Consider the following 26,240-nt stretch of genomic DNA (forward strand, 5'->3'; position numbering starts at 1 on the left):
GGAAGCGGCAGCATCGCCGTCGCTCGGCTCTGTAGCTCAGTTGGTAGAGCGCACGACTGAAAATCGTGAGGTCACGGGATCGACGCCCGTCGGAGCCACAGGGTGATCATTACGTCACCTTAGAAACCCCCACCTAGCTTCTAACATGGTGGGGGTTTTGCTTTGCCCTGGTGAGAAGCCGTTTCCGAGCCGCTCCCCTGGGCTGTTCCAGCCTGGTCGTTGGACGATCAGAACTCCCGATCGTTGAGCAAGCGAAGCGAGCCCAAACGCGCTCTCCGGGAGGTTGTGCCGGTTTTGTGCCGGTTCGCCCTCAGATTCGTTCATCCGGAATGATCGCGAATGTTGTCAACGACTCCACGAACAGGAACATTTTGTCGGGTGCTTTGCGGCCTCGCCTGATCTTTCCCCACAGCGCGAACGCAGCGCCGGCAAGATCCTCCACAGAGTCGAGTTCCCAGTGATCAAGCAACCGTCCGAGCATCTCATTACTGATGCGAATGCTTGGTTCTGTCTTGCTGCCGGTGTTCAACCAGGCTCCGTCGTCGACTGCCTTCGCGTAGCGAATCGTGCCCCAGTACACCCGCTCACGATCCCGGTACTCAAGATCGACGCGAGACATGTGCGCACAGTAGTCACGCACCGTCGTGCGGGTTCCGTTGGCCAGGTGGAGCGCGGTCCTCTCCTCCCCAAAGGTCGGCACCGTAACGAGCAGCCGCAGGAGCCGGTTCAGTTTGAGACCCGGATACGAGCCACGGGCGGCACCGTCGCGCTCAGTGTAGCTGCGTCCGGGGCGGTCCGAGTCGACAGGGGGAGTGTCGAGGGCCGTGTGTCCAATCGCTGACGCATCAGCGCCGCGTAGCGTGAAGCCGTCCTTCTTGGCAGCCCGCTCCTCTTCTGTCGTGAGGTTCTCGACCGTTGAGGTGTCGGTTGTCTGGGAGGCTAAGTCGCAGGGCTCATTGTGGGGACGTGCCCCGAAGCAGGCAGGTCGTCCGTTTCGGGAGGGTCGGACGTAGTATGCGTCCGCGCCGCAGCCTGCGCAGATCAAGTCCCGTCTCAGCTCTTCGCGGAGCGCGTCATCGAGTTCAGCGAAGTCTCTGGCCAAATAGGACTGATTCGTGCTTCTCACCGTTGCTAGTTCCATGGGGTGACCGTAGCGAGAGCCTCGGACATACCCGCGACATCAGCGCGAAAAAGAAGCTGGACCCGTTGACCAGTGTTCACTGGGCGGGTCCGCAGTCTAAGGGTAGCGTGGGCCGCTATGACTCCGGCTTAACGTCACGCTCCCGGCTGGCCCGCTCAACATGGGTAAGCGCGACCTCGGCATCGAGTTGCTCGTCGGTCAGATAGCGTCGGCGCTGGTCGCTCGTCATCTCAGGAGGCAAGGCCCCGACTCTGGCTGCGATCAGGCCTCGCGCTTCCTGGACGTCGATGGGTACGTATGTCAGTTCGCCGTCCCACACGTAGTCGACGAACACGCCCTTGTTGAGATGAAAGCGTCCGGAGTCCGGGATGTACACGTACGTCCACAGCTCCGGATTCACTAGGCAGAGCCAGAGAAGCCTCTCTCCTGCCTGCACACGGAGCAACCTCCACTCGCCATTGCCGGATAGATCCTCGGGACCGCTCATCGCGCATCCTTCGGCCTCATCGGGAGCCGCTCGTCCCACTCCCAGACACCGACGGGAACCTCGCCATTGAACACTGGGCGGATCTCGGCGCGAACGTTGGCATGCGCGTTGCCCAACAGGCCACGACGATCCGCCGGGATCAGCAAACTCGGTTCGTCCGGAAGGTCGAACCATCCAGCAAGCACCCTCAAGTCCAAGTCCCAGTCGAATTGAGACCTCTCCTTGAATTCCGTTGTTGATGCCGTGATGTCCCGCACAGCCCGTAGCTCAGTCCAGCGATTGACGCCCATCAGCACAGCCACCACGTCGTCGTATCGTCCGATCATGTCTGCACGCCCAGAGTGCTGCGTGAGATGGCACCACTCGCACATAGCAATGACCCCCACCAAGCGCTGAACGTGCACACCTTCCGCCTCAAGAAATTCCCACATCTCGTTGCATTCGAGGCCAGATCCGCCCTCTTGGCCGCGCCCACACACCTCGCACTCCTGGTCCGCACGCTCGGCGGTACGGCGGCTGAGGTCCTGCCATCTGGATCGCGGGAGAAACGCTCGCAAGTTCGATCCCCATACGGTGTGCGGAAGGCGATCCGCCCGCAGCGCGAGTCCCGTCCTTTCCTTGAACCGCTGCCAAACAACGCTCATGATTCCTCCGTCCAGGTGAGTGAGTCCAGTGCCGCATTCGCTCGAAGCGCCACGTCCGCCCGCGCCCGGCTGTAGCGTTCGGTGACCTGCAGCGAGGAGTGCCCCAGAATTGACTGCACATCGTTCGCTGAGGCTCCTGCGTCAAACAGCAGGGTTGCCAAGGTGTGGCGGAGATCGTGAATACGCAGATCCGGGCGATCTAGCTTCCGCCGCAGGGCATCCCAATCCACGGCTCGACGCACGTTCGACGGGTTGAGCGCTCCACCTCGTGGTCCCGAGAACGCCAGGTCGCCTCGGCGCTTGCCTTTGATGGCATCCTCCACATACAGGAGTAGCGCCTGAGGCAGGGGTACGGTCCGCTCCTTGTGACTCTTCGGACTTTGCTCGATCATCGTCCCCGAGCGCCCCATCGAGAAGTTGCGGCGTACGTGGATCACTCGTCCGGTGACGTCGATATCCTCGACGCGAAGAGCGCTGGCTTCTCCCGCTCGCATCCCTGTGTACACGAGGGCCGCGAGATAGGCGCGATACGGTCCAGCTTCCACAGCATCGAGCATGATCCGAACCTCAGACACTGAGAGAGCTCGCGATCGCACACTTTGAGCACGCTCGTCGCGAGGCCGACGCACAAGCCGAGCCGAGTTGCCCGCGATTACATGCGCGCGTGCCGCACCGTCCAGCAGACGGCTGAGTATCGACAACGCGTCATTTCGGGTCGAAGCGGACCCTTCCCAACCATTGACTGCTCGCTCGATATCACCGACTGTGATCGTTTCGATCTTTCGGTGCCCAAGCCACGGCTGCACGCGCTTACGCCACGCGACGTCGTAGGCCCGCGCTGTCGCAGGTCGCACGCCCGCGTCGATGGTCGACCAATACCGAGAGTGCCAGGCATCAAGGGTCATGGCACCATCGGGTCGAGCGCTCGATTGCACTTCCGCGCGAAGCCGCTTCGCTTCCGCTAGAGATCCGACGAGAAAGCTACGCTCCCTCACCTCTCCGCCGAGGCCGACAGCCCAAACACGCACTTGATACTTGTTCCGATCAGCCCGGTATCGAATACCATCCGGCAGCGGACGTCCCGTCTTCGGATCCAACCGACCGTTAGCGGGAGACACCAGTGCCACCCCCTGCGAGAAACACATCGATCGTCGACGCCTTCCAGAGCATGTGCTTGCCCATGCGGGCGTCGGGGAAGGGCACACGCGCTTGACGACGCAATGAGTCGAAAGTCGACAGAGGCACTCGGCATCGGGCTGCAACTTCACGACGGGTCAAGTACTCATCTGCGAGCGTGTCCGTTCCGATCTGCCCATCTTCCAATTCCAGCCCCTCACGCATCTTCGTTCCCTTCTCGTTGAATAAGCCGTTCTCGTCGGTTGTCACGCCAATCGCGCACCGCACGCGACGCCTCGAGCGCGAGGGCTCGATCTCCATCGGATCGCCAACCCATGCCCGCGAAGCTCCATGAGCCAATGACGCGCGCTTCCTCTGAATGCAGGTGATCCTCAGCGCCTGCTCGCTCGAGCAACCGTTCCAATCGCCACTGCCGTCGTGCCCCGCGAAGCGATCCGAGGGTCACGGAGTAGCGGCGAGACTTTGTGGAGAAGTGCCCACGAAACCCGAGCATGTGCGCCCACTTGCCGAGGAGCACATATGCACTCTCCGAGTCCGCACCTTCGGCGATTTGGGATGCCACCGCCTTGAGCCGATCAAGGTGCACGCGCCTTCCGGTACCTCCGATGTCCTCCGTTGCCTTCGTCGCGTACTTGGCGATGTAGGCAGCAACCGCTCGATCGGACAAGCTCCCATCGAGCCCTTCGCGCTGAACGATTGCTTGCACGTCCATCTGCGTACCCCAACGCAGCACCCTTTCTTCCGCCTCACCGGGCACACGGAGCGCCGTGAGCACGACATCACGAGCCGCGCCGCGAATTGCCTTCACAAGCACGGACTCCGTCACCCCGAGTGGCGGCGCGGGGAAAGGCTCAAGATCATCTACGCCGTCCAGACGCACGATCGCATGAAAGTGAACCGCACCACGTCGCTGGAACTCCGCGACCTTCGCGAACTGCAAGCGCACGATCTCGGAAGCGGCGCGGTTCGTCATCCCGAGCTCACGCGCAAGCCGACGACGCAGCAGGATTGTGAAGCGCCGCCAGAGTTCGGGCGCATGAAACTGCCACGCGATATGACCCGCATAGTCGTAACAGTCCACGCAGACGGGCTCCCCCAACATGGGGTCATCGGCCGCGTGATCGCACTCGCAAGCTCGCACCTTGCCATGGGCACAAACACCACTTCTCCGAGTCCGTCCGAGCGTGTGCACGGCCCCGAACGATGGCGCCGTAAGAGTGAGGAACACCATTGGGTGCGCCGAGATAGTCTCCGGCACACCCTTCATCCCGCCAGCCGCACCGGCCATGATCATGTGCCAGGTATCACCCTTGTACTCGTGGCTGCAGGAGGCACATCGACGAGCGCGCCGATTTCCACAGCGCACATAAGTGAGGCCGTCAGGTTGCGCAGCCGAGGAAAACTGAGCGAGAACCTCGCCGCTCTTCCCCGCCAGCGTTATGGACTCGCCCGACAGCCTCACCGGGTTCGAGCAGTAGCCGGTGCGATAAGCACCCTGGAGCCACTGATCGAACTCCGGGCTTCTTAGACGCCGAGCAACTGAAACTCCAAGGTTCATCGCTCAACCACCACCACAGGAACTGCACACCCCAAGTCCCGAATCACACCGTCAGGGTCAGGGCTCCAGATCACCCGGCAGATGGCGTCATTCTGGCCGGACTGTCGCCGTACGTCCTGCCATCGAAGGATCTGCGCGTCAGTGCATGCGTCGTTGGCAACGGTTCCCCCGTACAGATCGAGGTCAGTCTGCTTTGCCAGGGTGGGAAGGTCGTAGACCGCCGTCCAACCAGGACCGCTCCGTTCGCGCTCAACCCTGATATTGCAGGGCGCAGACCAAGCGCTCAATTCAGCGTTTGCGGAGCTGTCCACCGTTTCCGGAGCCCTATCTGACGTGCACCCTGACGCAGTAACGATGGCCAGTAGGCCAAGGATTGCGATGGCCGAGTGCTGAATATTCATGATTCCTCCTGAGTGTCTGACGAACGACGCGGCTGCCTCGCCCTGGGTGCGCGCTTAGGCTCGCGCGGAGCTTCTGGAATGACGATCGGGATCTGACTAGGCGCGAAGTACGACCGCGCCGCATCACGGATCTGCTCGTCTGGGACGTGTGCGGCACGAACACGCATTGGTGGGGTCCCGTCCTCGGGCACGATGTAGGCGACACCCGGCGTACTTGGCGAGATCTCATGGCACCGCGCACCGCCCTCGATCGCACCGTCACCCAGGACCATCGCTGTCTCTGTTCGGCCACGAAGGCGAAGTCCGATCGTTTGGGTGAACAGTCCTCGCGCGGGCAGCGTCTCCTTGCGGGGATCCTGCAAGCACGCGAAGACGACGAAGCCGACTGCTCGACCTTGAGACGCGAGAGTTGCCAATGCGGCGTTGGCTCGACGCAGAAGGTCGCGGTCCGTCTCATACGCGGTGAGCGCTGCGAGTTCGTCGATCAGGATGATTACCAACGGGCTCTCAACACTCGCGACGTGCTGACGCGTGAGGCCTGCCAGCTCTCGCGCTCTGGCCTGCATGCGCGACACCGCGTCTTCGAGCAAAGCGACGGCGAGGGCGGCATCGTCAGCGAATCGAGTGAGCAGCGCACGCCCCATCGCAAGCTCCATGCCACCCTTTCGATCGATCCCCCACACCTGAACCGTGCCGTCGTGGATCGGCCTCACGAGACCCACGAGAAGCCCCCAAACGAGCGATGCCTTGCCGCTGCCAGAAGAGCCAGCCACGAGAGTGTGCGGCCCCACCCGCAACCGCCACTCATGCCCACCGTCGGCGATCCCCATCGCGACTGACCGCCCGTCCCAGCTGCTGCCTAGAGGCGAGGTGAAAGGTTGCCCGAGCGCGTCGACAAATTCCAGGTGCAACTGGAGAGCACTGATCTGCTGTCCGTGCACGGAGGCTCGGATCGCGGAGAAGGCCTGCGCAATTCGGTCACTGGCGGACACAAGTTCCTCACGTACGAGCCCCTGGGGAAGAGAGACCGATGCAACCAGGGTCATCCCTTCCCAACGAGGAGTCCCAAGCCCGGCGAAGATCGTTCGCCCATCAACGGTTCGGACCTGCAAGCGCAGCGTGTGCGCGAGAGCCGGCCAGGCTGCCTGCACATGCAGGGACATCTGCTTCTGCCACCGACGCAGCAGGACTGCATGCATGTCGCGACCAGCCAGCAACCGCCGTCCGACGACGATGACGATCATGGCGACAATCAGGAGCGCGATCACGTTTCGCGGGGTTTGGAGGGAGAAACCGAACGGCATCAGAATCAACGTGATTCCGAGCGCCCACCGACCAATGCGCCACAGCCGGGGCATCTCTCCTGCCCAGTACTGGCGGAGAACGGAGCGCGGATAGGCCATCACTCACCGCCGCGAGACTTCGGAGCGGGCTTCATCTCTGCTGCGCGGAGTGAGTACGCCACACGAGGGCGGCCACCGGTCTCCTTGACGTACGGAGTGACAGACAGCCCCTCAAAGAAAACCGGGCGGAACGGGAGGCCGTTGGCCTCAGGCGGCGCAGTTGGCTCGGCGATGCTCGCGAGCTTGACGGTGACCTCGTTCTGCCCCTTGCGAGCGTCGGGATCGGCATCGATTACGCGAACCTGCCATAGAGGGTGACCGGTGTTCTTGTCGAGATCCTGGCCCTGGCGCTGTCCGTCATCCGACCACTTCACGACCGGCTCGACCTCGCCGACCATGAAGGCCCCGCGCGGGAAGTACGCCTCGAAGTTGACTGGGATGGATGTCTGGATTGCCATGGTGTCCTCCTGTTTGAGTTGTGTTCCCGCAACTGCGGGTACAGCTCAAGACTGCGAAGACACCCCGACACACTTGGAACCCTTCTGGCATCCAAGCGGCCGCCGAAAAGACCAGAAGCAGGGCTTCTCGAACGCGGATGGCAGAAAAACTCCAGGTCGGATGCTAAGAAAGCGCCGGCGGGGAATCTCGAAATTTCGCGATAGTCAACCCCCTCTAAAAGCCAGGACTCGACGCCAGACGATCCTCCCCACGGTGACTCGCGGTACGCATCACCCCGATCTCAGCCAACAGCCTGCCCGGGGTGACGCCCTTCGGCCTGCGACAACCGAACTGTGAGAACTTTCTTTACTCATTCAAGGCTGGCCTAGCGGCCGGGCACACGTTCGCCGCACTCCGGTACGTCCGGTCCTCGCTTCGCTGCGGTCCGGGCGTTCCTCGACGCGGCGAACGTGTGCTGCACCCTCGGTGGTCTAGAAATCGCGCTCAGAAGAAGGCGGCTCGCCTGACTCGCGATGTGAAGCTTCCGTTGCCTCCCAGTCGTCAATCACCTGGTCATATCGCGGCAACAGGTCGCGCCGCAACGAACTCTCCATCCATCGATCGGCATCTTCCGCGTGCATCTTGCGAGCCTCGGCAAACAGCGCTTGGGCTTCATCAGATCGCCCTTGCATGCTGATTGCGACTGCATGACTAAGGTCTGCCTGCACCGGCGAGCTTCCTTCCTTGCGGAGTGCACCGAACAATATCTCTGCCTCCGCAGGCTGATCCAGATTCACGTACGCCGCCGCGAGATTCCACGTGCGGGAGGGGTCGCCGGGATTCAGATTCAACAAGCGTCGCCGTACCTTGACGACCTCATTCCAATCACTCAAACCGCTCCAGTATGAATCCTGCGCGTGCAGAAGCGCTGTCTCGTTCGGATCAAGGGATTCAAACAGCTTCAGATCTTCCAGAGCACCGTCGGCGTCGCCGAGTTGGGCCCGAGCTCGGATTCGGTGCGAGAGCGCGGCCGGATGGCTAGCTCTTAGTGCAAGTGCGCGATCGAGATCTTGCAGTGCGATTGTTAGTCGACCATCTTCCATGTTCAGACACGCGCGCGATACGAGAAGCCGCGGTTCCTCGGGCTGAAGATGGATGGCACTCGTGATGTCAGCGAGCGCTGATGCGGAGTCTTTTTGCATCCGAAAGATCGAGGATCGAGTGGCGAGCGCCGCAACCCGTAGCGACCAGTGTTCTCGGATCGCGGGTTCTATGGCCTCTAGGGCCGCACTCACGTCGCCCATGTCGAGATAGCAAGTTGCACGCCGATAGGCGATGTTCGGAGAATTCGGGGTTAGCGATTCCGCTTCGTTAAGCACATCGAGCGCGCGATTGAAGAGCTTCAACCTTGCGTAAATCGTTCCCGCTACCGCGAGAAGCCGCGATCTCGACTCTTCGCTCAGTCGCTCGTGAAGCGCTCGCACCACTACACCCTCCGCATCGCCTTCTCGACCTGTTGCGAGGAGCGATTTCAACCAAACCTCGTACGTATGGGCCACATGCTCGCCCGTAGCGGCTGCTTCCCCGAAGGCGGTCTCCGCGTCGTCGTAGCGGCCCAGCCGTGCCAGCGCCTCCGCGCGGTGAGCCTTCGCATCAACATTGCCAGGATCTCGGACCAAGGCTTGCTCAAAGTCCTCCAACGCGGGAGCATTCTGGTTGCTTCTTAGACGTATCATCGCGCGTCGATAGTGACGATCACCTGAGGGGCGGATCACCAAGGCAGCGGTCAACTCATCCTGAGAGGCCTTCATACTTCCAACGGACGCCAGAGCGGTAGCCCGTTCAGTGTGAATATCCTCAGGTCGCGCGCCCAAGTTGCGCGCAGCCTCGAAGTCCTCCTCGGCAAGCTCCCTTTGACCAGCCCTATAGCGGGCGAACGCCCTCAAGAAGAGTGTGTCGACATCTGCCTCACGGTCGAGCGCAAATGTGAAGTCCTCTATGGCCTGCTCGACGTCGCGCGCGCGAAGGCTGTTGCGCCCAGCTCGTACGACGGTTTGCACCGCGACGCGCTCACCGTCGTCAAGCACGATCTCGAGCAGCGCACTGGTTGGTTCAGCTGTCGAGGCGCGATTGGATACGTCTACGATCGCGCGACCTCGCCGGATTCTGTGCGCTGCTTCTCCAGGCTCCAGTTCCACTGCGGAGGTGAAAGCCAGAATCGCTTCTTCTCGACGTCCAAGACCATAGAGAGCAGCGCCTCGGAGGCTCGAAAGTGGAGCACGCCCCACCGTCGACGGGTCAACGCCCTCAACCAATGCCAGCGCGTCTGCGTAGCGATCCAACTCCAGCAGCAATTCCGTGTGCGATAGTTGCCACCACGGGCTCGAAGGCTCCAGTCGCCGGGCCGCTTCAATTTGTAGAAGCGCCGAATCGAGCTCTCCCGCAGCAGCTGATACGTGCGCATGAAATGCGCGTATCCAGGGCCAGGAGGGGAGGTTTCTAGCAAGCTCGTCAGCTATCTCCGCCGCCCCGCCCCAGTTCTTCTCATGGAGCATCTCAATTGCTTGAGTGGCCTTCGATAGCGGGCTCCCCTCAAGCCGCTTAACGAGATCCAGCGAGACCCACCGATAGTCCGCGGCGCCTAGAGCAACGATCGCTGCATTCGCTCCGACGAGGAGCACAAGACTGGCGGATTCAGCCGTCCAGTCCAACGGATTGAGCGAGAAAGCTAACCCCGCGCGGATACCCGCTATGACGGCAATTACGATCATGATCACGCCGAGACCTACAGTCGTGCCGACAGTCCACCGGCCGATTGGGTCTCGGGTCTCAGCTTCCCGCAACCCTGCAGCGGCTGCCGCAACATCAGCGTCACTCACTACAGCGCCAGTCCGGGATGCGCGAGTGAGTTCCGAAAAGGCGACGTCCGTTCGGTTGACAGCGCGGTCTCTCTCCGCTCTCAGCCGGATCGAACTAAAGCCGACTAAGAAGGCTGTCACGGAGACCCCCGCCGCGATCGCTGCAACAATGCTGTCCATGCGGCAATCTAAGCAGCCTCACCCCAGCTGCGTCTCCTCATAGGCGCGGGGCTTTGCACGCGCCGGTTCTGTGCCGGTAGCTCCAGTGAAACCCCTCATCCAGCTGCGAGCAACCATCACAACTTCCGAGGAGACTTGCGAGAAACGAGCACTACATGAGACTAGCTATCCGGTGCATCCAACTGACTATCGTGACCCGCACGCAACGGTGAGGTAGCGGTGAACAACGGGACCCGCTTCCCCTTAGAGTCCAACCGAAGGTCGAGACGTCGTGGTTCCCGCACCGTTCGAGCCAGGAATACCGTCGAGCGGCTGCTCCGCACAGCGGCTCAATAGTTTTCGCGCGGTCCGCGCAGATTTCGTGGGCTTACGCAAGCGCGCCAGCCGCAACAGGTCTCAGCGAATAGCGGAGAGTGCGCCGCAGAGGCCACTTGCGCACGTGCGAGCCTCGGACGGTCCGCGAGGTGCGCACAGAGCGATAGTTTCGGTTGGCAAGCGGCCTCCAGGCACGGCGTGCCTCACTACCCTCGCCCCCGGCAAGACGCCGCCTGCTCAAACCATCGGTAGTATGACACCCGACGGAAGGAAACGCGTTCGCGTCAACTAGCGATGCCCGCAGGATCCAACCCTTCGACCAAGGATCAAGACATCAGCAGGTTCTCTCCAGGCGAGTTCAGCTTCGACGAACTCTCAAGCCGTGCCTCGCTGAAGTGGTCCACCTATCCCGAGCGTTTGCCCGCGTGGGTCGCCGAAACCGACTTTCCGACCGCCCCCGAGGTTCAAGAGGCGCTCGCGCATGCCGTCCGCCGAGAACAATTCGGTTACGTCTCCGACTCCCTGCGAGATGGCGTCGCATGGGCAACGGTCCGTTGGGTGGCTGAGAATCTCGGATGGGATGTGAGAAGCGAGCAAGTGAAGACCATCCCCGACGTGCTCGCGGCATTCGAGTTCGCGTTGGATTTCTACCTCGACGGCGGAAGCAAGGTGATCGTACCGACGCCGACGTACTATCCGTTCCTCGTCATTGCCAAGCGACGAGGTATTGGTGTAGTTGAGGTTCCTCTTGAGAATCAAGACGGCCGGTGGGTCCTGACGCCACCCGAACTCCAACGCGCATTCAACGAGGGTGGCAAATTGCTGGTTCTCTGCGACCCGCACAACCCCACAGGAACGATCCTCACCGTAGAGGAACAACTCGACATCGCCTCGGTGGTCGATGCCAACCATGGGCGAGTATTTAGCGACCTGATCCATGCACCGATCGCTGAGCAGACGCCGCACCCATACGCCGGGACAAGTCTCGTCGCTGCACGACATACGATCAGCGCGATAGCGACTTCCAAGGCGTGGAATACGGCAGGGCTAAAAGCAGCGCAAATGGTTCTGACCAACGACTCCGATCTGAAGGGCTGGGGCCGGCTCGGAGGACGCATCAGCAACATGGCTAGTCCCCTTGGCGTCGTGGCAGCGATGGCTGCGTATGAGTCCGATCCCGAATGGCTTCGGGGGTTCAATGCGTATATCTCCGCGAACCGCGTCACGGCACAACGTTCACTAGAAGCGATCCACCCGGGGCTTCGGGCAGCGACGCCAAAAGGTACCTACTTTGAGTGGCTCGATCTCAGCCAAGTCTCGGCAGATCCTTCAGAGCTTGCACACGTGGGGGTTGCTCTCTCTCACGGTTCCGACATGGGAGCGGGATTCGAGAATTACGCGCGGCTGAACCTTGGAGCACATCGAGACACCCTCACTGCTATCCTCGACCGGCTTGCCCGATTGTCGGGTCTGACTTCTTAAGGCGCAGTCTCGGCGTTGGGCCTATAACGACTGACGACGGCGAAATCCAGGTTGGACGTTTCCGGAGTGAGCGATGCCTCGTACTCCATGCGCACCTGGTGAGCATGGACATCGGTCTCGCGGAGAATCGGCCTCAAGTAGTTGAGGTCTTTGACCATGTGAGAGAGTCGGAAGTCTGGGTTGTCAAAATCTCTGTCGCGGTATCTCGCCCATTTCGAATTGACCACGGGCGCCATCCAGCCGTCCGACTGGACGATCGTCGACGCTAAGTCGAAGTCTTCGTGCAGATGCGTGGACAGCAGCTCGGCATGTGGTCCGAGAGTTGCAAGAATCGCCGCACCCCACGAGTTGTAGATCAACTTGAACCTCGTTGGATTCCCGGGCGCGGAGAACTCATAGATATGGTCCGTGAACACCGCGAAGATCTCATCAACGATGTGACTTCTAGCCTTTGAGAAGCGGAACGAGCTCAGGGTTCCCGCTTCCGCGCCCGAACGGCTTCCGGTGACTGGCGACTCAACAGCGACAACCTCAAGCGCATCCATACGCTGATGCCACTCCTCTATCCAACTCAAGCTGAGAGTAGAGAGCTCCGCCACTACCGGTCGATCCCTGCGGATAAGTGCTTCCATGCGCTCATCTAGCCAGAGAGCTCGACTGCGCTGGTCATCTGCAACGCAACTGAGGACCGCCGCGTAGCACTCGGAAGTCGCGTCTTCGAGCGTTGCCGCTACCCGGAAATCCTCAACAGCTGGATCAAGGTGTCTGCTCAGCATCGTGATGTCGTGGTGCTTGGCGAGTTGGCCAGCAATTCCCGCGGCCATCACACCGCTACCCAGAACGAGGATCTTCATCCTTTCGACCTTTCCTTGGACTTTCCGAGCGTGATCCGTGAGAACTCTGCTGCGAGTGCATCGTCCTGAAGCGGGCCGAGCAACGGAAGGTCAGTGAAATACCGCGCACCATCCGCGGGCGGCGCCAGAGGTGCGTCGACGGCCGAGCCGTCCGCCACCTGCAGCTGGTCGTCCGATACGCCGAGAGTGCCCCTCCGAAAGTCTGGATCGAGCGAGGCCGCGTGAACCACGTCAAGATCCTGCGTGCGGGCAATCTCGACACAGACGAACTGGAGCACATCGGGCGGAAGATCAAGATCGGCGACCCTCTCAACTCGACGGGTAACGATCAAGTCGTATGCGAGAAACTTCGCCAGCTGCTTGAAGGTGTGTCCCGCCTTCGTCGCTGAGAACGTCACGCCACTCTGAGAGGCGTGACGGAGCGCGTCAACGAGGGCGATCATGCGAAGAGTTCGCCAACTACGCATCAACGCTGGCGGCGAATGCGGCAGATCGAGCGCGTCGAAGACAGCGCGTTTGGAAGGCATCGAGTAGATGGTCGGCACTCGACCGGCAGCAACAGCGAGATGCGCGAGATTCAGATGCACCTCCGTCACCACCCGACCTCTCCATGAGAACTCGACAACGTCTGCGGCAGGGAAGATGCCCTCGCTCGAGCGCGCAAAAAGCTTCGAGTACTTCCCGACTGGTTGCCCACCAATAGCGAACGGGAGGCTGCCCGGGAGGGTGCGGACTCCGCCGACAGCCCTCGACAGGCCCTCCGACTCTGTGAAAAGCACCATGTCCGCCCTAGAGATATCGAGCATCGCCGACAGCTGGTCCACAAGGGATGCGACCTGACCGACTGCGAACGACCCCGAGGTCCAGATCAGGTGGAACAACTCGTGATGGATCTCCCAGTACAGATTGGGCGGGGGCACCCGCAGATGACGCGTCCAAATGGTGTCCACGAACCCGCCCGAGCCGTTGGGAACGTCCAGGTTGTCGAGGTCGAACAGTTGGAGCGCGGAGCCGAGGAACCACCCCTCATTCTCGACCGACGGCGGGGAGTGCACGTTCACCCCCGCCGCCCGCGCCCAGGCTTCGAGGAAACCGAAGTCGTCGACGTCAGCGGACACGGTACACGCACCACACCATCGTCGGACTGAACGTATCCTTCACCGCGACGCCGAGATCGCGCCATTCGTCGGGCGACCACTTTGGAAGTGTCGTTAGGCAATAGTGCAACTTGTCCTCCAGCATTCGTGTAAGAGCGATGGGCTTGCTAGGCACGTAGACGCGCGGGCAGTCGCCGGAAAACTGATCGCTCGCCTGTAAAAGGCCTTCCGTCGCTGGCTGAAGTGCAATCGACTCGCACGCGAAGCGCTCCTGTTCGAGAATGGCCATCGTCATCGTCGGCAACGCGAAGACCTCCTCGAGTGTCAATCGTCCGTACGCACCGAAGTGAAGATCGACCCAGCTCGTCTCCTCAGCGCGGTCGACGTACCCTGCGGGCATCACAATGTGGTCACCCGCGAAGTCCGCCAGGGATCGGAAGAGCTCTGTATACGACGGCCAGAACTCGATGAGGGCCGGGGTCTTCGAGGGCTGACGCCAATGTCTTGCGGCGCGTTCGGAATCGGTGCCGGCCGGACCGAGCACGTGGATTCGCATCCCCTCACCCCCGCACGAAGGCGGTCTGAAACTCGAGACCATGATTCTCGAAGAAGACGCGGTCTCGCACGCCGCTATGTAGATTGGCGTCGCTCACCCTGCCCACCGAAGCGAGGAAGTACACCGAAGAAGGCCACAGATCGGTAGAGGCTGTAAGAGCGGCAACCGCCGACCGTGTCACGGTCTCGGTCTGGTTTTGATCAATCGGACCTTCAGCCGATGCAGAGGGCTGATACTCGAGAAATCCGAACAGCGTCTCGACCGCCAGTCGAGCCTTGGCCCAGTCGCTCGGCTGACCCGTGCCTCGAGCCTTGGCACAGTAGTAGGACACCGGTTGTCCGAGCGCGCCGCTCGTCTGCGGCGGTGGCTGGTCACTCAATGTCTCGAGGACGTCAGCGATCCCCATGTGGTCCCAGATCGGTGGCGCTGCGGCAGCACTGCGGACGAAGCCCGCGCCAGGGCGCAGGTCGATGTGATCGCGAAGAGTGATCGTGCAGGCAAGCTCGACAGCGAACTCGCGCGCCACCTCCTGCAGCAGTTCCTTCAAGTTCGCTCGACAGTCGAGTGCGGATTGCTCATCGTGCACGACGAGCAAGAGGTCGATGTCGGACTGGACGCTGTTTTGCACTACTCGCAGCTCTTTTCGAGCCGCAGACCCGGTCAGGAGACAGCTCGTCCCGGGAAAACTTGCCTCCGACCGACGGATCGCCGCGGTCAGCTTACTTATACTTTCAACATTCACAACTAACCCCCGTGAACAATTCCGGTCGCCTGCTTACTTAGTCTTCGTCAAGAATCCGGCCACCACCCCCGTAGCAATGAGTGCGGCGCTCGTGATCCAGATGAGCGTGTTCGTGGGAATGACAGTGGAGAGATTGGCGAAAACCAGATTTCCGAGCGGCATCAATGCCGCGGAACCCGTAGTGACGACCGCGATGACGCGGCCCATCTTGTCCATCGGGATCTCGCGCTGGAGTCGGCTGAAGAGAACGATGTTGTAGATCGTCACGAGCACCGCGAGAACCGTCAGCGAGATGATGGTCGCCCAGATGCCAGCTGCAAGGCACACCAGCAGTGCCACGGCGATCGGCGCCATGAGCTGATTTGCACGGATGCGCCGCAAGCGTCCTGCGACGAATGCGGCTGTCAAGGCGGCGGCAACCGCCCCAAGCGCTTCGAAAAGGTTCGCGAGCCCGAACACGTAGGCTTCGGCGCTCGTCTCTGCCATGCGGTTCAGCAGAATGAACGTGGTGCTCGTCAGGAAGAAGTTGATGCTTAGCGCGCTGAGTACTTCGCCCCGTAAGACCGGATGACCGGCGATGAAGCGAAATCCCAGGAAGAGTGCATGTTTCTTCTGCTCGCCTTCGCCGACATGACGGGGCGGAGCCGGCGGGAGCGGGAGCGTGAGCAGCAACGAAACGACAAACGACACCCCGTTGACCGTGAGACTCAGAGCGAAGGCGTCCGGCCCCCCGACGGCGAGCAGCAGGGCGCCCAACGCCGGTCCTGCGGCCCGGGAGACCTCGCCGAATCCCGCGTAGGCGCTGTTGAAGCGCTCCAGACCTTCGGCTGGCACCACGGCCGGGATGAGTGCGCGGCTCGTCGGCGAGTACAAACTGGCGACCGCTGACGTCGCGACAGCGATGCCCACCGCGATCAGGACGACGTCGCTCTTCGGCGCGAAGACCAGCACAGCAACAGCCGCGAGGCAGACTGCCGCCGCCGCGGCGTCGAACAGCAGGAGAAGGATTCGCTTGTCGAACTTGTCCAGCCAGAAGGTGGCGAAGAACCCGACGAGAACGGTTGTCAAGCCTGCGACCGCATTCACCCAGCCGACACCGTCGTTGCCCGCTGCCTCGGCGACCGCCCAGGTCATCACAACGGTGTAGGAGAGCGCTCCGATCTTGGAGAACGCAACGGCGCCGATCAACCAGTGTGCACGTCCACGAGTCTGGGACCCGAGCGTCATAGGGCGGTCGCGTGATGGAGTACAAAGCGGTCCGCCGTGCGCCTGGCAGCCTTCACGTCGAAGTGGCGTCCGGCGATGACACCGCCGCCGCCCGCACCGAGCCAACCCGAGTCAGCGCTTTGGGTATGATCCGACACGACCAGCTCCATGGCTACACCACCGTCGGACAAGATGAACCCTCCCGCTGCGGCCGCGAGCGCTGCCGACTGTTCCATCGGCTCGTCCGGTCGGACCTCCCCTTCGATCTGGAGCCCTTTCCCGTCGAAGGCCACTCGACCTTCGACAGCCCCTGCGACCGCAGTCATGTACTTGTTGAATCCGAGCTGGTATCCGCGTACGAGCGAAAGCTCGTTGTCCACATAGGTCCGCGGCGGGAAGACGAACGGGCGGTCAGCGACGACGACAGGAACCTTGATGATCACCTCGTTGTAGTCGACGTATTCCACGCCATTGAAATTCGAGCTCACCGCGGAGAACGTCACGAAGAAGTGATCAACCGAAAGCTGCGAGATGCAGTCAGTCGGTGCCGAGAGGTCGGCAAGTGGTCCGATATCCACCAACCCGTCCGGGACGTGACAAGAGAATGTCGTGTTGGCGGACTTGACGATGTTCGGAAGCCGGATTCGGCGTTCGCGGGTCACCGAATGACCAGACGTTCATCGAGGATCGAGCGGGCCTGAGCGAGTTTCGCCTCCACGTCCCCAGCGTCCGTGCCGATGAACTCGAAGATGGCCGCGTTGTCTGTGACGACCCCCGCATTCTCGGCGAATTCGTCTCCCGGTTTCGCCCAGATCCACGAATTCTCCGCCATGTTAAAGTCCTCGCTCGTGGGAGCGGAGATAACCTCCCCCTTCACGCGGTATCGCGCATAGCAGATGGCACGGCGCCGCGGATGTGCCAAGGTTTCGCGGGTCAACGACGGGGTCGTTCCCGCTTCCCCGGCCATAGCGGCCCAGTAGTCTTCGAGAACAGGCGCATCGAAGGCATATCGTGCGATGCGAGGAATTCCGAGGCCTCCGAAGCGGCGACCCACCTCACAGAAGACAGGTACACCGTCTTCCGGAATGAACCATTCGAAGTGGAACGGGTTGACACGATCGCGGCTGCCGATGGTCTCGAGGACCCGCAGCGAGGAATCGAAGAGCGCCTTGAGGAGATCAGACGATTCGTCGTAGACCTTCGACGTCGAGATCGCGATTCCATCGCGCCCGTCCAGCGAGCTCAGCACGGTCGCGTCGTATTCGTGGACATAGAAGTGACGCATGTCGTGGCCGACAGCGAACCCATCGCCTGTCACCATCCGCGGTGTCTGGATGAATGACTCGGCAATGTAGTCGCCGAGAGGGATCGCTGCGAACTCCTCATCGTCGATCTCGTTGAGGAGATGCACGCCTTGCGCCCCCGCGCTTCTGCGAGGTTTCACGAGGTTGAACCCCTCGGCAAGAAGTTGCTCCCGTGTCCCGGTGAACTCCTCCAGTCCCCGGAACTCTGGCTGGGGGATTTGCCCCTCGAGCGCCGAACGCATGAACAGCTTGTCCTTGAAGAGGGTGCCCGCCACGTACTCGGATACGCCCGTCACGAAGAACTCTTCCAACAAGCCTGCAGTCGCCATGTCCTCCTCTCCCAGCGTGGAGACAGAGCGGATCGTGTGCTTCTGGGCGATGTCTCTAATCGCTCTGAAGAGAGTGGGAACCTCGAAGTCTTCAAGGAACCTGACCATCGACTCGTCAACAGCTGGATCCGAGTTGTAGCGGGCACGCGAACTTTCGTGACTCAGGATGAGCGCGTCGCGGTGATTCAGGTGCCACAGCTCGACCGGCCGGGGGGAATGCCTAAACAAAACGACGTTGACGGCAGTCATCACTTGACCTCCGCGGCCGTTGCACCGGCTCGCTCGCGGATGAGCACGGATGGAAGTTTCTCTGCCCATTCGAGTGAGCCCTTGACCCCGTCCGCGATGCTCAACTCGGCTCGCCAACTGAGAAGCCGTTCGGCCTTAGCGGTCAGCGTCGCGCAGCCCACGACATCACCGAGCCGCGGAGGAGCCGTCTGCACATCAAGTGGCTTCCCAGTCGCCTCCCCGAATGCATCGACGAGCTCGAACACGGTCGTACCCGTTCCAGTTCCAAGATTAATGACGTCGAAGCCATCGATCACGGAGCTCGAGATCACCTCGTCGAAGTTCTGGAGCGCCGCCACGTGGGCCCGGGCGAGATCCCACACATGCACATAGTCACGAAGCCCGGAACCATCGCGCGTTGGCCAGTCGACACCCGTCACCGTGAATGTCCCTCCGCTTCGATACGCCTCGATCATCTTGCCGAGGGCGTGTGTCGGCTGCGGATCCTGGAGACCGCTCCGCATTCCCGGATCTGAGCCGATCGGATTGAAATACCGCAACGCGATCGCGTTCATCGCACCGGTGGCGGCGAAATCGCGCAACACGCGCTCCAGCATCCATTTGGACGCCGAATATGGACTCTGAGGAGCGACTGCTCCGGACTCGTCGACCATGAAGTCGTCGCCCGCTTCGTACATGGATGCGGTCGAGCTGAGAATGAAGCGGCGGACTCCGAGACGGGAAAGTTCACGCAGAAGCGTCAGCGACTTGGCGACGTTGTTCTCGTAGTAGTCGAGCGGCGCGGATACGGATTCAGGAACGACGATCTTCGCCGCACAATGGACGACGGCATCGATGTCGGGATGCTCAGACAGGATCCGCTGAACTACGGCAACGTCCGCGATGTCGCCCTCGTAGTTCGCGTACGGGCGCGAGAACTCCTTCAGCCCCTTGCTGTAGTCATCCAGGATGACCGGCGTGATGCCGTTGTCCACACAACATGCTGCAATAGTCGAGCCGATGTAGCCTGCTCCACCGGTGATGAGAACCTTCATGCACTACCCTCCAGTCGAATGCCGCGACCGTGAGGCGCGCGAGACAAGAGTCTAAGCGAGGGCGGTCGCTGCCCAACCACCGGCACGCACGAAGCGCTGTGATATACGACGATGCCGGACCTGGTGACGGTTCTATTGGCGCGCGCGAACTAGGCCATCTCGAACTCGAAGACCACGCGAGCCAATACTCCCTCAGCCCGCCGCCGCTTGGTGTTCGATGCGTAGACGAGAAGGTGCTGGATCAACGCATGAGCCGGATTATATTCAGGGTCCGGAGAAAGCGGATCGGCAGCAACATTGAAGGCCTTCGCCAAAGAGTCTTCCGCGAAACCTGTAGTGAGACTCTCGACACCGCTTCGTGTTGCGTGGGCGAGGGGCGTGTGAGGCGGGCTAGCGATAATCAGCGGCTCCAGTCCGAGAGACTCCAGCACATCCCCACGAAAAACTGAGCAGCCGTCTTCATCGAACCGCAGCGCCCCACCCTTGAGGTGCCGCACACCCGTTCCTTCATCGACGACGACCGTGTCGAAGTGAGCGGGGTTTGTTGCATCGAACCTTCGCCACACCACTAGTTCGTTCGGGAGTGAAGATAAAGCGCTCACGCCCGCAACCTCACCCGACACTGGCTAGACGAGAGGAATGGGGTGCGCTAGCCCAACTGACATCTCTTTCAAGAACCGTCGGGCATCAGCCAGGGTTGGATGTTCTCCACATCGACAGGATGTGCCGGTTTCGTGCCGGTAGCTCGGTTGAAACCACCCTCAACCAGCCACGACCAACGATGACAACTTCGCGGAATCACGCGGCAAACCACGACCAACGAGCACCCACTGCCACGCCGCATCCAACTGAAAATCGTGAGGTCACGGGATCGACGCCCGTCGGAGCCACAGGGTGATCATTACAATCACCTTAGAAACCCTCGCCTAGCTTCTACATGGCGGGGGTTTTGCTTTTCCCTGGAACGGCAGATGGCGTTCAGTCCTCCGCAGGAATCGCGAACCAGCGCCCCTCGGAGATGACGCGCACTCCGCCGTCCACGACGGCGATCGCCGTCTGATCATCGATTGCGTAGGCCGGCCCTCCGATATCGGCCGCCCACTCCCTCGCACGCTCCGAGGTGTTGGACTCCCATCCGGGATAGTCGAGATGCGGGAAGATCGAGAAGTCCACGATGCCGAGGGCCTCGTCCCCCTCCTCCGGTCTCCACCCCAGGAAGGCGTCGCCCACACGAGGCGTCAGCGCCATGCTTCCGCCACTGACCCCGACCCAGACCGTGTCGTTCAACTCCGGCAGGAGCCGCTCGAGGCCGGACTCCCGTATCCAGTGCGCGAGGTAGATCGCCTCTCCCCCGTCCACCAGGAGCACGTCGGCCTCTCGGACCCACGGCTCCCATCGGTCCCGATCCAGGCTCGGCAGAGCGGTGAGTTCGAGCAGTCCCACTTGCTTCCACCCGAGCTCGACGAGATCCTGCCTCTCCGGCCAGCCGCCGGCGACCGACCTCCACGCCGAGAACGGCGAGCACATCGGGTGCCCCCACTGTGCCGTCGGTATGAGCAGCGCCGTGCACTCCTCGATCGGCTTCCCGAGGAGCTCGACCAGGGCGTCTCGGATGGAGGCGTTGGTCACTCCCCCAGAGGTCAGCAGTGACTTCATGAACGGCCTCCTTCTGCGGCCTCTCATTCTGTCGTCCGAGGCTCACGAGCGGAACCCCGCGGGGCGACGACGAGGGGACGCCGCTCGCGCTCGCCCGCACACGATCGATAGGGTGAATCGATTCCGTCGCAAGAGAGCACTGGAGCACACATGACCCGCAGCAACCGGCCCGTCGGCGTCACGATCGTCGCCGTCCTCTTGATCGTCACCGGCATCATCGGCCTGATCGCCGGCATCCTCGCCATCGTCGCGGCGATCGCCGGCGCGGGAGCGCCCGGGCATCTCATCATCCTCGCCGTCCTCGCCATCCTGGCGGCCGTGCTGAACCTGATCTTCGCCGCTGGGATCCTGCGCGGGAACCGTGTCGCCCGCCTGATCGTCACGATCGTCCAGGTCGTGAGCGTCCTCGGAGCCCTGGCGTCGCTCGCGACCTCTCCGGCCGCCGAGTCGCTCTGGAGTCACATCCTCAACATCGCCGCGCCCGTGGTGATCATCCTGCTCCTGTGGGCCGGCGAGAAGACCAAGGCTTTCTTCGCGCGGCAGTCGTGACGCGCGCCGATTCCGCGACATGGAACGCCTGTGAGCGCTGAGGCCCCCTCCCGCCGCATCGAGCTGACCATGCACAAGCCGTGGTTCGCGCTGTATGCGGGGATCCGCCCGACGCTCGTGCTCGCCGGACGAGGCCAGCCGACGCAGTGGGGCCTCGGCACGTGGCAGGTGCCCGCCGACGAGACCGTGACCCTGGGCGTCTTCCTCTTCAACCGCCTGTGGCGGTTCGGCCAGGCGGAGCACACCCTCGCGCCCGATGACCTCGCGCTCGAGTACCGGGCGCCGGCGCTGCCGTTCCTGCCCGGACGGATCCGCCCGGCACCCCACTCCCGGGCGCCGCGCGCCTAGGCTGCCGACATGGCCCCGGACCGCGCACTCCCCAACCTCCCGTCGAGCGACTTCGACGTCACGCAGCGCTTCTACGAGGGCTTCGGCTTCCGCCCGACGTTCCGCGATGACGGCTGGATGATCCTGCGGCGCGGTGATGTCGAGATCGAGTTCTTCCCGCATCCGGACGTCGATCCGCTGACGAGCAGCCATCAGTGCACGATCCGGGTCGACGACCTGGACGAGCTGTGGCAGGCGATCCACGAGGCAGGTGTTCCCGTCGCCCGCACCGGCTGCCCCCGTCTGCACGAGCCGCGCATCGAGAGCTCGGGACTGCGGATCGGCTATCTGGTCGACACCGACGGCACCCAGCTCACGCTCATCCAGAACTAGGCACGGCATCCCGGCGGCCCGGCACCCGCCGACCGATGAAGAGAAGGCCGAGTCCGAGCGCGGAGATCACGGCGCCGATACCGGCAGCGACCCACGCCGTCGATGAGGGGATGTCGAGATACACCGTGATGCCGAGGATGCGCGACAGCCCCCACGGCAGCAGCCCCATCTGATCGTTCCACGCGGTGAGGGCCCGTTCGAGTCCGACCATCGCGATGACCGCGGCCGGTACCGCGAGCCCGGCACCGATCGCCGCGAGCACCGCGCCCGTCGCCCGCCGTGCGCCGATGCGGGCGGCGAGCGCCCACCCGACGGCCACGAACAGCCAGACGAACAGCGCGAACGCCACGGCGATGTAGAGCGAGCGGCGCACCGGATCGGTCCAGAACGCGAACCAGTAGCCGCCTGGTCCGCTGAACGAGAGCGCCGCCAGCACCAGGGCGCAGCGCAGCACGACGACGCCGCCGATCGTTGCCAGCACCGCCCACCCCCACCGGCCGCGGAACAGCACGAGCAGCAGCGCGACGAACACGGCCCACGCGCCGAGCGTGACGGCGAGATGCACCCAGGAGAGGAACGACGTCTGCACCGCCCGCGTCGCGACGAGGAGGGCGCCCGGTACGAGGACCAACAGGATGTGGTCGGCGCGCAGCATCCCGAGCGTCGACTCCCCCGCTCGCCACGGACGGGTCGAGCTGACCCAGGTCGCGCGCGCCGCCATCGCCCCGGGCCGCCGGACCAGACGCGTCCGCGCGGACAGGATGCCGATCAGCACCCACGTCGCGGTGAGCACCAGCAGCACCCGCGCGATCCAGGCCATGGCGAGATCGCGATCGCCGCGTTCCACCCCGAGCTCGGCGGCCGTGAGGTTGAAGGCCGGATGGTCGACGTCGCCCTCGTACGCGGCGAGGTGGGCCGCGGCCTGCGTCGTATAGGCATCACGGGCCGTCTGCCATGCGGCGTAGGAGTCGGCCGAGAGCGTGTCGTGCCACGCGGCCTGGTGAAGGATCATCGCCCGGTAAGAGCCGAGCAGGTCGAGCGTGTCCTGCTCGTAGTCGAGGCTGCCGAGGAAGGCCTCCCGCAGCCCGGGGTCGCGCCAGGTCGACGGGTCGGTCCCCTCGATCAGCGTGCGCATCCGCGCCACGGCTTCGGAGGCGACGTCGCCACCCTGCACAGCCTCGTCGAGCCGGTCCCGGGAGATCGTGTAGATCACGTCGAGCACCGCGGAGTCGCCGGTGAGGATGTCCCATTCGAAGATCCACATCATCGGCGGGGGCTCGAGTCCGATCGCCGAGACGCGCTGCTCGGCGAACGGCGGGATGTACAGCCCCTGCTCGATCGCGGTCCGCGAGAGCGCCATCGCCTCCGCGATCGCCTGGACGGTGGCCGGGTCATCGGAGAACCACTCCCGCGCCCATCCGGCCGTGATCTCGGCCGGGTCCGCGTCCGGATCGCGCGCGAGTTGCACGGCGAGCTGCGAGTTCAGGTCCGCGAGCTGCCAGAAGCCCGCCTTGTCGTAGAGGATCATCGGCCCGGCGCGCCACGGGCCGCCGTCCTGCGCCCACGCCCAGATGCCCTCGATGTGCTCGTTCGATGCGAGCAGCTCCTGTAGCGCCCAGGCGTACTCCGCGCCGAGGTCGTTCGGGAACGCCCCGTTGTTCTCGAACTCGCGGCGGCTCTGGAATTCGACGATGCGCCGCTGCTCGCCCTGCTGCAGGGTGTCGTTCAACGGCAGCCAGCTGTAGAAGTCTCCGAGCGTGTACTTCGTCGACACGATCAGCGCGGGCGAGTCGATCCCGCCGAGCACGGCCTCGTACGACGCGGCGTTCGTGTGCATGTCACCGACGGCGCCGACGCCGACGCTCCAGGTGCGGAAGATCACCTCTCGTCCGGACTCCTCGGCCTGACCGGTGAGCGCGGTGAGCATCGCCCGCACCGCCTCGGGAGTGGTCACGGCCAGCGCCGAGTAGTAGTCCCACCCCTCGACGTCGTACACCCGCCCCGCTTCGCCGATGCGGATGAGCACCCCATCGAGGGCGGGCTCCGCCGCGTAGAGCTCGTCGAGCCCTGCGGTGTACACGTCCCAGAGCTCCGGCGACGTGGTGTCGAGCGCACCGAGACGGTCGGTGAGGTAGTCCTCGAGCGGCGACGTCAGCGTGAGCATGTCGGTCCGCAGGAACACCTTCATCCCGAGCTCTTCGGCGCGGTCCCAGAACGGCCCGAACGCTTCGCGCAACGCGAGCGCCTTGTCCACGTGCGCGTCGCCGTCCGCATAGACGCCGTCGACCTCGTCGAAGGTCACGAACTCGACGAAGCCGGGGAAGGAGATGGCGTTGTAGCCGTCCGCGATGACCCTCCGGAGGTATCCGTCGTAGTCGTCGTAGGCCGCGGCGAGCGCCTCCTCGTCGATGTACGGCGCCTCGGCGAGGAACACGTCCGCGAACGCCTTTGAAGCGTGCGAGTAGTCGGTTCCCGGGAGCCACTCGGCCGGATCGGCCGCCACGCCGACCGCGCCGAGATCGACCATGCGGAACGGGAGGCGCGACGTCACCGGCATCCCGATGCCCGCCGTGATGTCCTTGCCCTGTCGGATCGCCGACGCAATGTCGTATATGCCTCGTGCCGCGCCGGCCTCGCCGGACGTCTCGATGCGCAGTGCGTCCGGCGTGCCCGTCAAGACGTAGGTGTCGTCATCGATCTCGCCGGCGAGCGGACCGCCCATCGCGATCGTGAGCGTGGCGCTGCCCGCAGTCTCAACCCCGGACAGCGCCGCGTCGAGCTCATCGACCGCGACGCGCATCCGCTCGGTCTCGCCGTAGCCGAGCACGGTGATCCGAGGGGGTGGGACGGATGCCGTCACCGTCTCGACCGCGCGAGACTCCCCACCCATCCGCTCGGCGGGCTGCGCACGGATACCGAGGGCGTCGCCGACGACGAGTCCGACTCCGGCTCCCGCAGCCAGCAGCACGATCACCACGATCAGGGCGAGGATGCCGCGGACGCGCGCCGACGTCTCCGGCACGGCCGTCTTCGCTCGCATGGAGGAACTCTATCGACGTCTGGGGACGGTTCGATGCACGGCGTCCGCCGCGGATCGACCGCCTACAGGTCCTCGACCGCGCGTCGCGCGTCCGCGACCTCCTCGGCCGCGGCATCCGCCTGCTCCTGGGCCTTCGCGTGCATCGCCTCGACCTCCGGAGTCTCGCGCTGCACGCGTTCGACCTCCTTCCGCACCTTCGCGAGCCGGGCCTCGAGGTCGGCCTCCTCCTCGGACAGCTCCGAGGCGCGCGACCGGAGCGCCTCCCGCGCCTTGATCTGCTTCGCCAGCTCGCGCTCCGCCGCGGTGAGCTCCTTCTCCGCCGCGGCGACACGCTTCTCGGCCTCTCGGCGCACCCGCCGAGCCTGCAGCTCATCAGCTGGACGCGCGGGAGACGGCTCGAGCGCGGTGACCTCGCCTGCCACGGCGTCTCGGACGTCATCCGCACTCCCGGTCGGCTCGAGCGCACGAACCAGCCGCCCAGAGGCGACCGCGGCGGCAGCATCCGGATCGAAGAACGCGGCCGAGATGGTCTGCTCCACGGCCTCGAGCGTCGCCGGTGTGATGCGCTCGCCGCGGGACCCCGCCAGTTCCGCCGCGGTCTCGGCCAACCGTCGGGTGAGAGCCCGGCGTTCTCTGCCGAGCTTCGCCAGCGCGGCGGCATCCAGGTCATCCTGCGCCTCGCGGAGCTCGGCGGCGAGCTGCAGCGCCTGGTCCAGCTGCCCCGCGCGCTCCTGGGCGAAGACGTTCACGACCCAGGCCGCGATCGACGGCTTCCGGAGGGCGTGGATCCGTGCGGACAGCGCGGCCTCGCCCACCTCCTTGGCGCGCGCGTTGCGCGCGGACACGAAGTCCTCGGGCGGTCCGGCGCAGAGCCCTGCAGCGATCTCCTCGAGCGTCGGATCGGCCATGCGCCCACGATA

General features: G+C 63.4%; 24 protein-coding genes, 1 tRNA gene and 1 pseudogene. 5 read left to right on the forward strand and 21 right to left on the reverse strand.

From position 1 onward, the window contains the following. Window positions 1-25: 25 nt before the first annotated feature. Window positions 26-98: transfer RNA gene (locus ABS642_RS11375), tRNA-Phe, on the forward strand. 212 nt (window positions 99-310) lie between these two features. Here the strand turns inward: ABS642_RS11375 and ABS642_RS11380 are convergent. The 9 genes and pseudogenes from ABS642_RS11380 to ABS642_RS11420 all read right to left on the reverse strand — a co-directional run bounded on the left by ABS642_RS11380 (window position 311) and on the right by ABS642_RS11420 (window position 9,920). After that, the gene (locus ABS642_RS11380) at window positions 311-1,141 is read right to left on the reverse strand and encodes a hypothetical protein (RefSeq protein WP_350350144.1); all 831 of its coding nucleotides are present in this window, start codon (window positions 1,139-1,141) and stop codon (window positions 311-313) included. 115 nt (window positions 1,142-1,256) lie between these two features. Next, window positions 1,257-1,628, reverse strand: coding sequence for a hypothetical protein (locus ABS642_RS11385; RefSeq protein ID WP_350350145.1), 372 nt, complete (start codon window positions 1,626-1,628; stop codon window positions 1,257-1,259). Continuing rightward, window positions 1,625-1,954 carry a hypothetical protein gene (locus ABS642_RS11390; RefSeq protein WP_350350146.1) on the reverse strand — a complete coding sequence of 110 codons (330 nt, stop codon included), beginning with the start codon at window positions 1,952-1,954 and terminating at the stop codon, window positions 1,625-1,627. The genes ABS642_RS11385 and ABS642_RS11390 overlap by 4 nt, the downstream gene beginning before the upstream one ends. Window positions 1,955-2,268: 314 nt before the next feature. After that, window positions 2,269-2,829 (reverse strand): site-specific integrase, encoded by a 561-nt coding sequence (locus ABS642_RS11395; RefSeq protein ID WP_350353428.1) that lies wholly within the window; start codon window positions 2,827-2,829, stop codon window positions 2,269-2,271. A 234-nt stretch (window positions 2,830-3,063) separates the two neighbouring features. Further along, window positions 3,064-3,417, reverse strand: a pseudogene (locus ABS642_RS11400) (hypothetical protein); the annotation flags it as partial. A 188-nt stretch (window positions 3,418-3,605) separates the two neighbouring features. Next, window positions 3,606-4,967, reverse strand: coding sequence for a replication initiator (locus tag ABS642_RS11405; protein WP_350350147.1), 1,362 nt, complete (start codon window positions 4,965-4,967; stop codon window positions 3,606-3,608). Window positions 4,968-5,364: 397 nt separating this feature from the next. Further along, window positions 5,365-6,771 (reverse strand): FtsK/SpoIIIE domain-containing protein, encoded by a 1,407-nt coding sequence (locus ABS642_RS11410; protein ID WP_350350148.1) that lies wholly within the window; start codon window positions 6,769-6,771, stop codon window positions 5,365-5,367. Further along, window positions 6,771-7,169: a hypothetical protein gene (locus tag ABS642_RS11415; RefSeq protein ID WP_045278962.1), complete on the reverse strand. Its 399-nt coding sequence runs from the start codon at window positions 7,167-7,169 to the stop codon at window positions 6,771-6,773. Before ABS642_RS11415 ends, ABS642_RS11410 begins: the two co-directional genes overlap by 1 nt. Before the next feature lie 471 nt (window positions 7,170-7,640). Beyond that, window positions 7,641-9,920, reverse strand: coding sequence for a tetratricopeptide repeat protein (locus tag ABS642_RS11420; RefSeq protein ID WP_350353429.1), 2,280 nt, complete (start codon window positions 9,918-9,920; stop codon window positions 7,641-7,643). Window positions 9,921-10,796: 876 nt separating this feature from the next. On the opposite strand from ABS642_RS11420, the gene ABS642_RS11425 reads away from it, so the two are divergent. Next, the gene (locus ABS642_RS11425; RefSeq protein ID WP_350350149.1) at window positions 10,797-11,984 is read left to right on the forward strand and encodes an aminotransferase class I/II-fold pyridoxal phosphate-dependent enzyme; all 1,188 of its coding nucleotides are present in this window, start codon (window positions 10,797-10,799) and stop codon (window positions 11,982-11,984) included. On the opposite strand, the gene ABS642_RS11430 is transcribed toward ABS642_RS11425, so the two are convergent. The 10 genes from ABS642_RS11430 to ABS642_RS11475 all read right to left on the reverse strand — a co-directional run bounded on the left by ABS642_RS11430 (window position 11,981) and on the right by ABS642_RS11475 (window position 21,011). After that, on the reverse strand, window positions 11,981-12,838 hold the full coding sequence (locus tag ABS642_RS11430) for an NAD(P)-binding domain-containing protein (RefSeq protein WP_350350150.1): 858 nt from the start codon (window positions 12,836-12,838) through the stop codon (window positions 11,981-11,983). The two genes, ABS642_RS11425 and ABS642_RS11430, sit on opposite strands and share 4 nt — an antisense overlap. Further along, window positions 12,835-13,956, reverse strand: a complete 1,122-nt coding sequence (locus ABS642_RS11435) for a hypothetical protein (protein ID WP_350350151.1) — start codon at window positions 13,954-13,956, stop codon at window positions 12,835-12,837. The genes ABS642_RS11430 and ABS642_RS11435 overlap by 4 nt, the downstream gene beginning before the upstream one ends. Continuing rightward, the gene (locus tag ABS642_RS11440; protein ID WP_350350152.1) at window positions 13,946-14,491 is read right to left on the reverse strand and encodes a hypothetical protein; all 546 of its coding nucleotides are present in this window, start codon (window positions 14,489-14,491) and stop codon (window positions 13,946-13,948) included. The genes ABS642_RS11435 and ABS642_RS11440 overlap by 11 nt, the downstream gene beginning before the upstream one ends. Before the next feature lie 4 nt (window positions 14,492-14,495). After that, a complete protein-coding gene (locus ABS642_RS11445) occupies window positions 14,496-15,119 on the reverse strand; it encodes a hypothetical protein (protein ID WP_350350153.1) in 624 nt (207 codons plus the stop codon). A gap of 147 nt (window positions 15,120-15,266) precedes the next feature. Next, window positions 15,267-16,367 (reverse strand): MFS transporter, encoded by a 1,101-nt coding sequence (locus ABS642_RS11450; protein ID WP_350350154.1) that lies wholly within the window; start codon window positions 16,365-16,367, stop codon window positions 15,267-15,269. Window positions 16,368-16,456: 89 nt separating this feature from the next. Then, the gene (locus ABS642_RS11455; RefSeq protein ID WP_350350155.1) at window positions 16,457-17,101 is read right to left on the reverse strand and encodes a hypothetical protein; all 645 of its coding nucleotides are present in this window, start codon (window positions 17,099-17,101) and stop codon (window positions 16,457-16,459) included. Continuing rightward, window positions 17,098-18,321: a hypothetical protein gene (locus tag ABS642_RS11460; RefSeq protein WP_350350156.1), complete on the reverse strand. Its 1,224-nt coding sequence runs from the start codon at window positions 18,319-18,321 to the stop codon at window positions 17,098-17,100. Before ABS642_RS11460 ends, ABS642_RS11455 begins: the two co-directional genes overlap by 4 nt. Then, on the reverse strand, window positions 18,321-19,355 hold the full coding sequence (galE, locus tag ABS642_RS11465) for a UDP-glucose 4-epimerase GalE (protein WP_350350157.1): 1,035 nt from the start codon (window positions 19,353-19,355) through the stop codon (window positions 18,321-18,323). The genes ABS642_RS11460 and galE overlap by 1 nt, the downstream gene beginning before the upstream one ends. Window positions 19,356-19,504: 149 nt before the next feature. Beyond that, window positions 19,505-19,957 (reverse strand): hypothetical protein, encoded by a 453-nt coding sequence (locus ABS642_RS11470; RefSeq protein WP_350350158.1) that lies wholly within the window; start codon window positions 19,955-19,957, stop codon window positions 19,505-19,507. Between the two features lie 376 nt (window positions 19,958-20,333). Then, complete coding sequence (locus ABS642_RS11475) at window positions 20,334-21,011, reverse strand: Type 1 glutamine amidotransferase-like domain-containing protein (protein ID WP_350350159.1); 678 nt, start codon at window positions 21,009-21,011, stop codon at window positions 20,334-20,336. A 150-nt stretch (window positions 21,012-21,161) separates the two neighbouring features. Between ABS642_RS11475 and ABS642_RS11480 the strand changes: the two genes are divergently transcribed. From ABS642_RS11480 to ABS642_RS11490, 3 genes are read left to right on the forward strand one after another with little or no spacing between them, the layout of a single operon-like run. Continuing rightward, window positions 21,162-21,560, forward strand: a complete 399-nt coding sequence (locus ABS642_RS11480; RefSeq protein WP_350350160.1) for a hypothetical protein — start codon at window positions 21,162-21,164, stop codon at window positions 21,558-21,560. Window positions 21,561-21,590: 30 nt separating this feature from the next. After that, window positions 21,591-21,908 carry a hypothetical protein gene (locus ABS642_RS11485; protein ID WP_350350161.1) on the forward strand — a complete coding sequence of 106 codons (318 nt, stop codon included), beginning with the start codon at window positions 21,591-21,593 and terminating at the stop codon, window positions 21,906-21,908. A 9-nt stretch (window positions 21,909-21,917) separates the two neighbouring features. Continuing rightward, window positions 21,918-22,280 carry a bleomycin resistance protein gene (locus ABS642_RS11490; protein WP_282214699.1) on the forward strand — a complete coding sequence of 121 codons (363 nt, stop codon included), beginning with the start codon at window positions 21,918-21,920 and terminating at the stop codon, window positions 22,278-22,280. On the opposite strand, the gene ABS642_RS11495 is transcribed toward ABS642_RS11490, so the two are convergent. Next, window positions 22,267-25,320: a hypothetical protein gene (locus tag ABS642_RS11495; protein WP_350350162.1), complete on the reverse strand. Its 3,054-nt coding sequence runs from the start codon at window positions 25,318-25,320 to the stop codon at window positions 22,267-22,269. The two genes, ABS642_RS11490 and ABS642_RS11495, sit on opposite strands and share 14 nt — an antisense overlap. Window positions 25,321-25,382: 62 nt before the next feature. Continuing rightward, window positions 25,383-26,228, reverse strand: a complete 846-nt coding sequence (locus ABS642_RS11500) for a transposase (RefSeq protein WP_350350163.1) — start codon at window positions 26,226-26,228, stop codon at window positions 25,383-25,385. Window positions 26,229-26,240 lie beyond the last annotated feature (12 nt).

The organism is Microbacterium sp. A8/3-1 (assembly GCF_040267695.1).
GTDB classification, from domain to species: domain Bacteria; phylum Actinomycetota; class Actinomycetes; order Actinomycetales; family Microbacteriaceae; genus Microbacterium; species Microbacterium luteolum.

Excerpts from the sequence above, each read along its gene's own strand:
- ABS642_RS11495 (WP_350350162.1), bottom strand. The coding sequence starts at position 25,320 with ATGCGAGCGAAGACGGCCGTGCCGGAGACGTCGGCGCGCGTCCGCGGC.
- ABS642_RS11500 (WP_350350163.1), bottom strand. The coding sequence starts at position 26,228 with ATGGCCGATCCGACGCTCGAGGAGATCGCTGCAGGGCTCTGCGCCGGA.
- ABS642_RS11460 (WP_350350156.1), bottom strand. The coding sequence starts at position 18,321 with ATGACTGCCGTCAACGTCGTTTTGTTTAGGCATTCCCCCCGGCCGGTC.
- ABS642_RS11390 (WP_350350146.1), bottom strand. The coding sequence starts at position 1,954 with ATGATCGGACGATACGACGACGTGGTGGCTGTGCTGATGGGCGTCAAT.
- ABS642_RS11440 (WP_350350152.1), bottom strand. The coding sequence starts at position 14,491 with ATGCGAATCCACGTGCTCGGTCCGGCCGGCACCGATTCCGAACGCGCC.
- ABS642_RS11425 (WP_350350149.1), top strand. The coding sequence starts at position 10,797 with ATGCCCGCAGGATCCAACCCTTCGACCAAGGATCAAGACATCAGCAGG.
- galE (WP_350350157.1), bottom strand. The coding sequence starts at position 19,355 with ATGAAGGTTCTCATCACCGGTGGAGCAGGCTACATCGGCTCGACTATT.
- ABS642_RS11405 (WP_350350147.1), bottom strand. The coding sequence starts at position 4,967 with ATGAACCTTGGAGTTTCAGTTGCTCGGCGTCTAAGAAGCCCGGAGTTC.
- ABS642_RS11430 (WP_350350150.1), bottom strand. The coding sequence starts at position 12,838 with ATGAAGATCCTCGTTCTGGGTAGCGGTGTGATGGCCGCGGGAATTGCT.
- ABS642_RS11480 (WP_350350160.1), top strand. The coding sequence starts at position 21,162 with ATGACCCGCAGCAACCGGCCCGTCGGCGTCACGATCGTCGCCGTCCTC.
- ABS642_RS11490 (WP_282214699.1), top strand. The coding sequence starts at position 21,918 with ATGGCCCCGGACCGCGCACTCCCCAACCTCCCGTCGAGCGACTTCGAC.
- ABS642_RS11415 (WP_045278962.1), bottom strand. The coding sequence starts at position 7,169 with ATGGCAATCCAGACATCCATCCCAGTCAACTTCGAGGCGTACTTCCCG.
- ABS642_RS11395 (WP_350353428.1), bottom strand. The coding sequence starts at position 2,829 with ATGCTCGATGCTGTGGAAGCTGGACCGTATCGCGCCTATCTCGCGGCC.
- ABS642_RS11385 (WP_350350145.1), bottom strand. The coding sequence starts at position 1,628 with ATGAGCGGTCCCGAGGATCTATCCGGCAATGGCGAGTGGAGGTTGCTC.
- ABS642_RS11450 (WP_350350154.1), bottom strand. The coding sequence starts at position 16,367 with ATGACCTGGGCGGTCGCCGAGGCAGCGGGCAACGACGGTGTCGGCTGG.
- ABS642_RS11475 (WP_350350159.1), bottom strand. The coding sequence starts at position 21,011 with ATGAAGTCACTGCTGACCTCTGGGGGAGTGACCAACGCCTCCATCCGA.
- ABS642_RS11380 (WP_350350144.1), bottom strand. The coding sequence starts at position 1,141 with ATGGAACTAGCAACGGTGAGAAGCACGAATCAGTCCTATTTGGCCAGA.
- ABS642_RS11410 (WP_350350148.1), bottom strand. The coding sequence starts at position 6,771 with ATGGCCTATCCGCGCTCCGTTCTCCGCCAGTACTGGGCAGGAGAGATG.
- ABS642_RS11420 (WP_350353429.1), bottom strand. The coding sequence starts at position 9,920 with ATGATCGTAATTGCCGTCATAGCGGGTATCCGCGCGGGGTTAGCTTTC.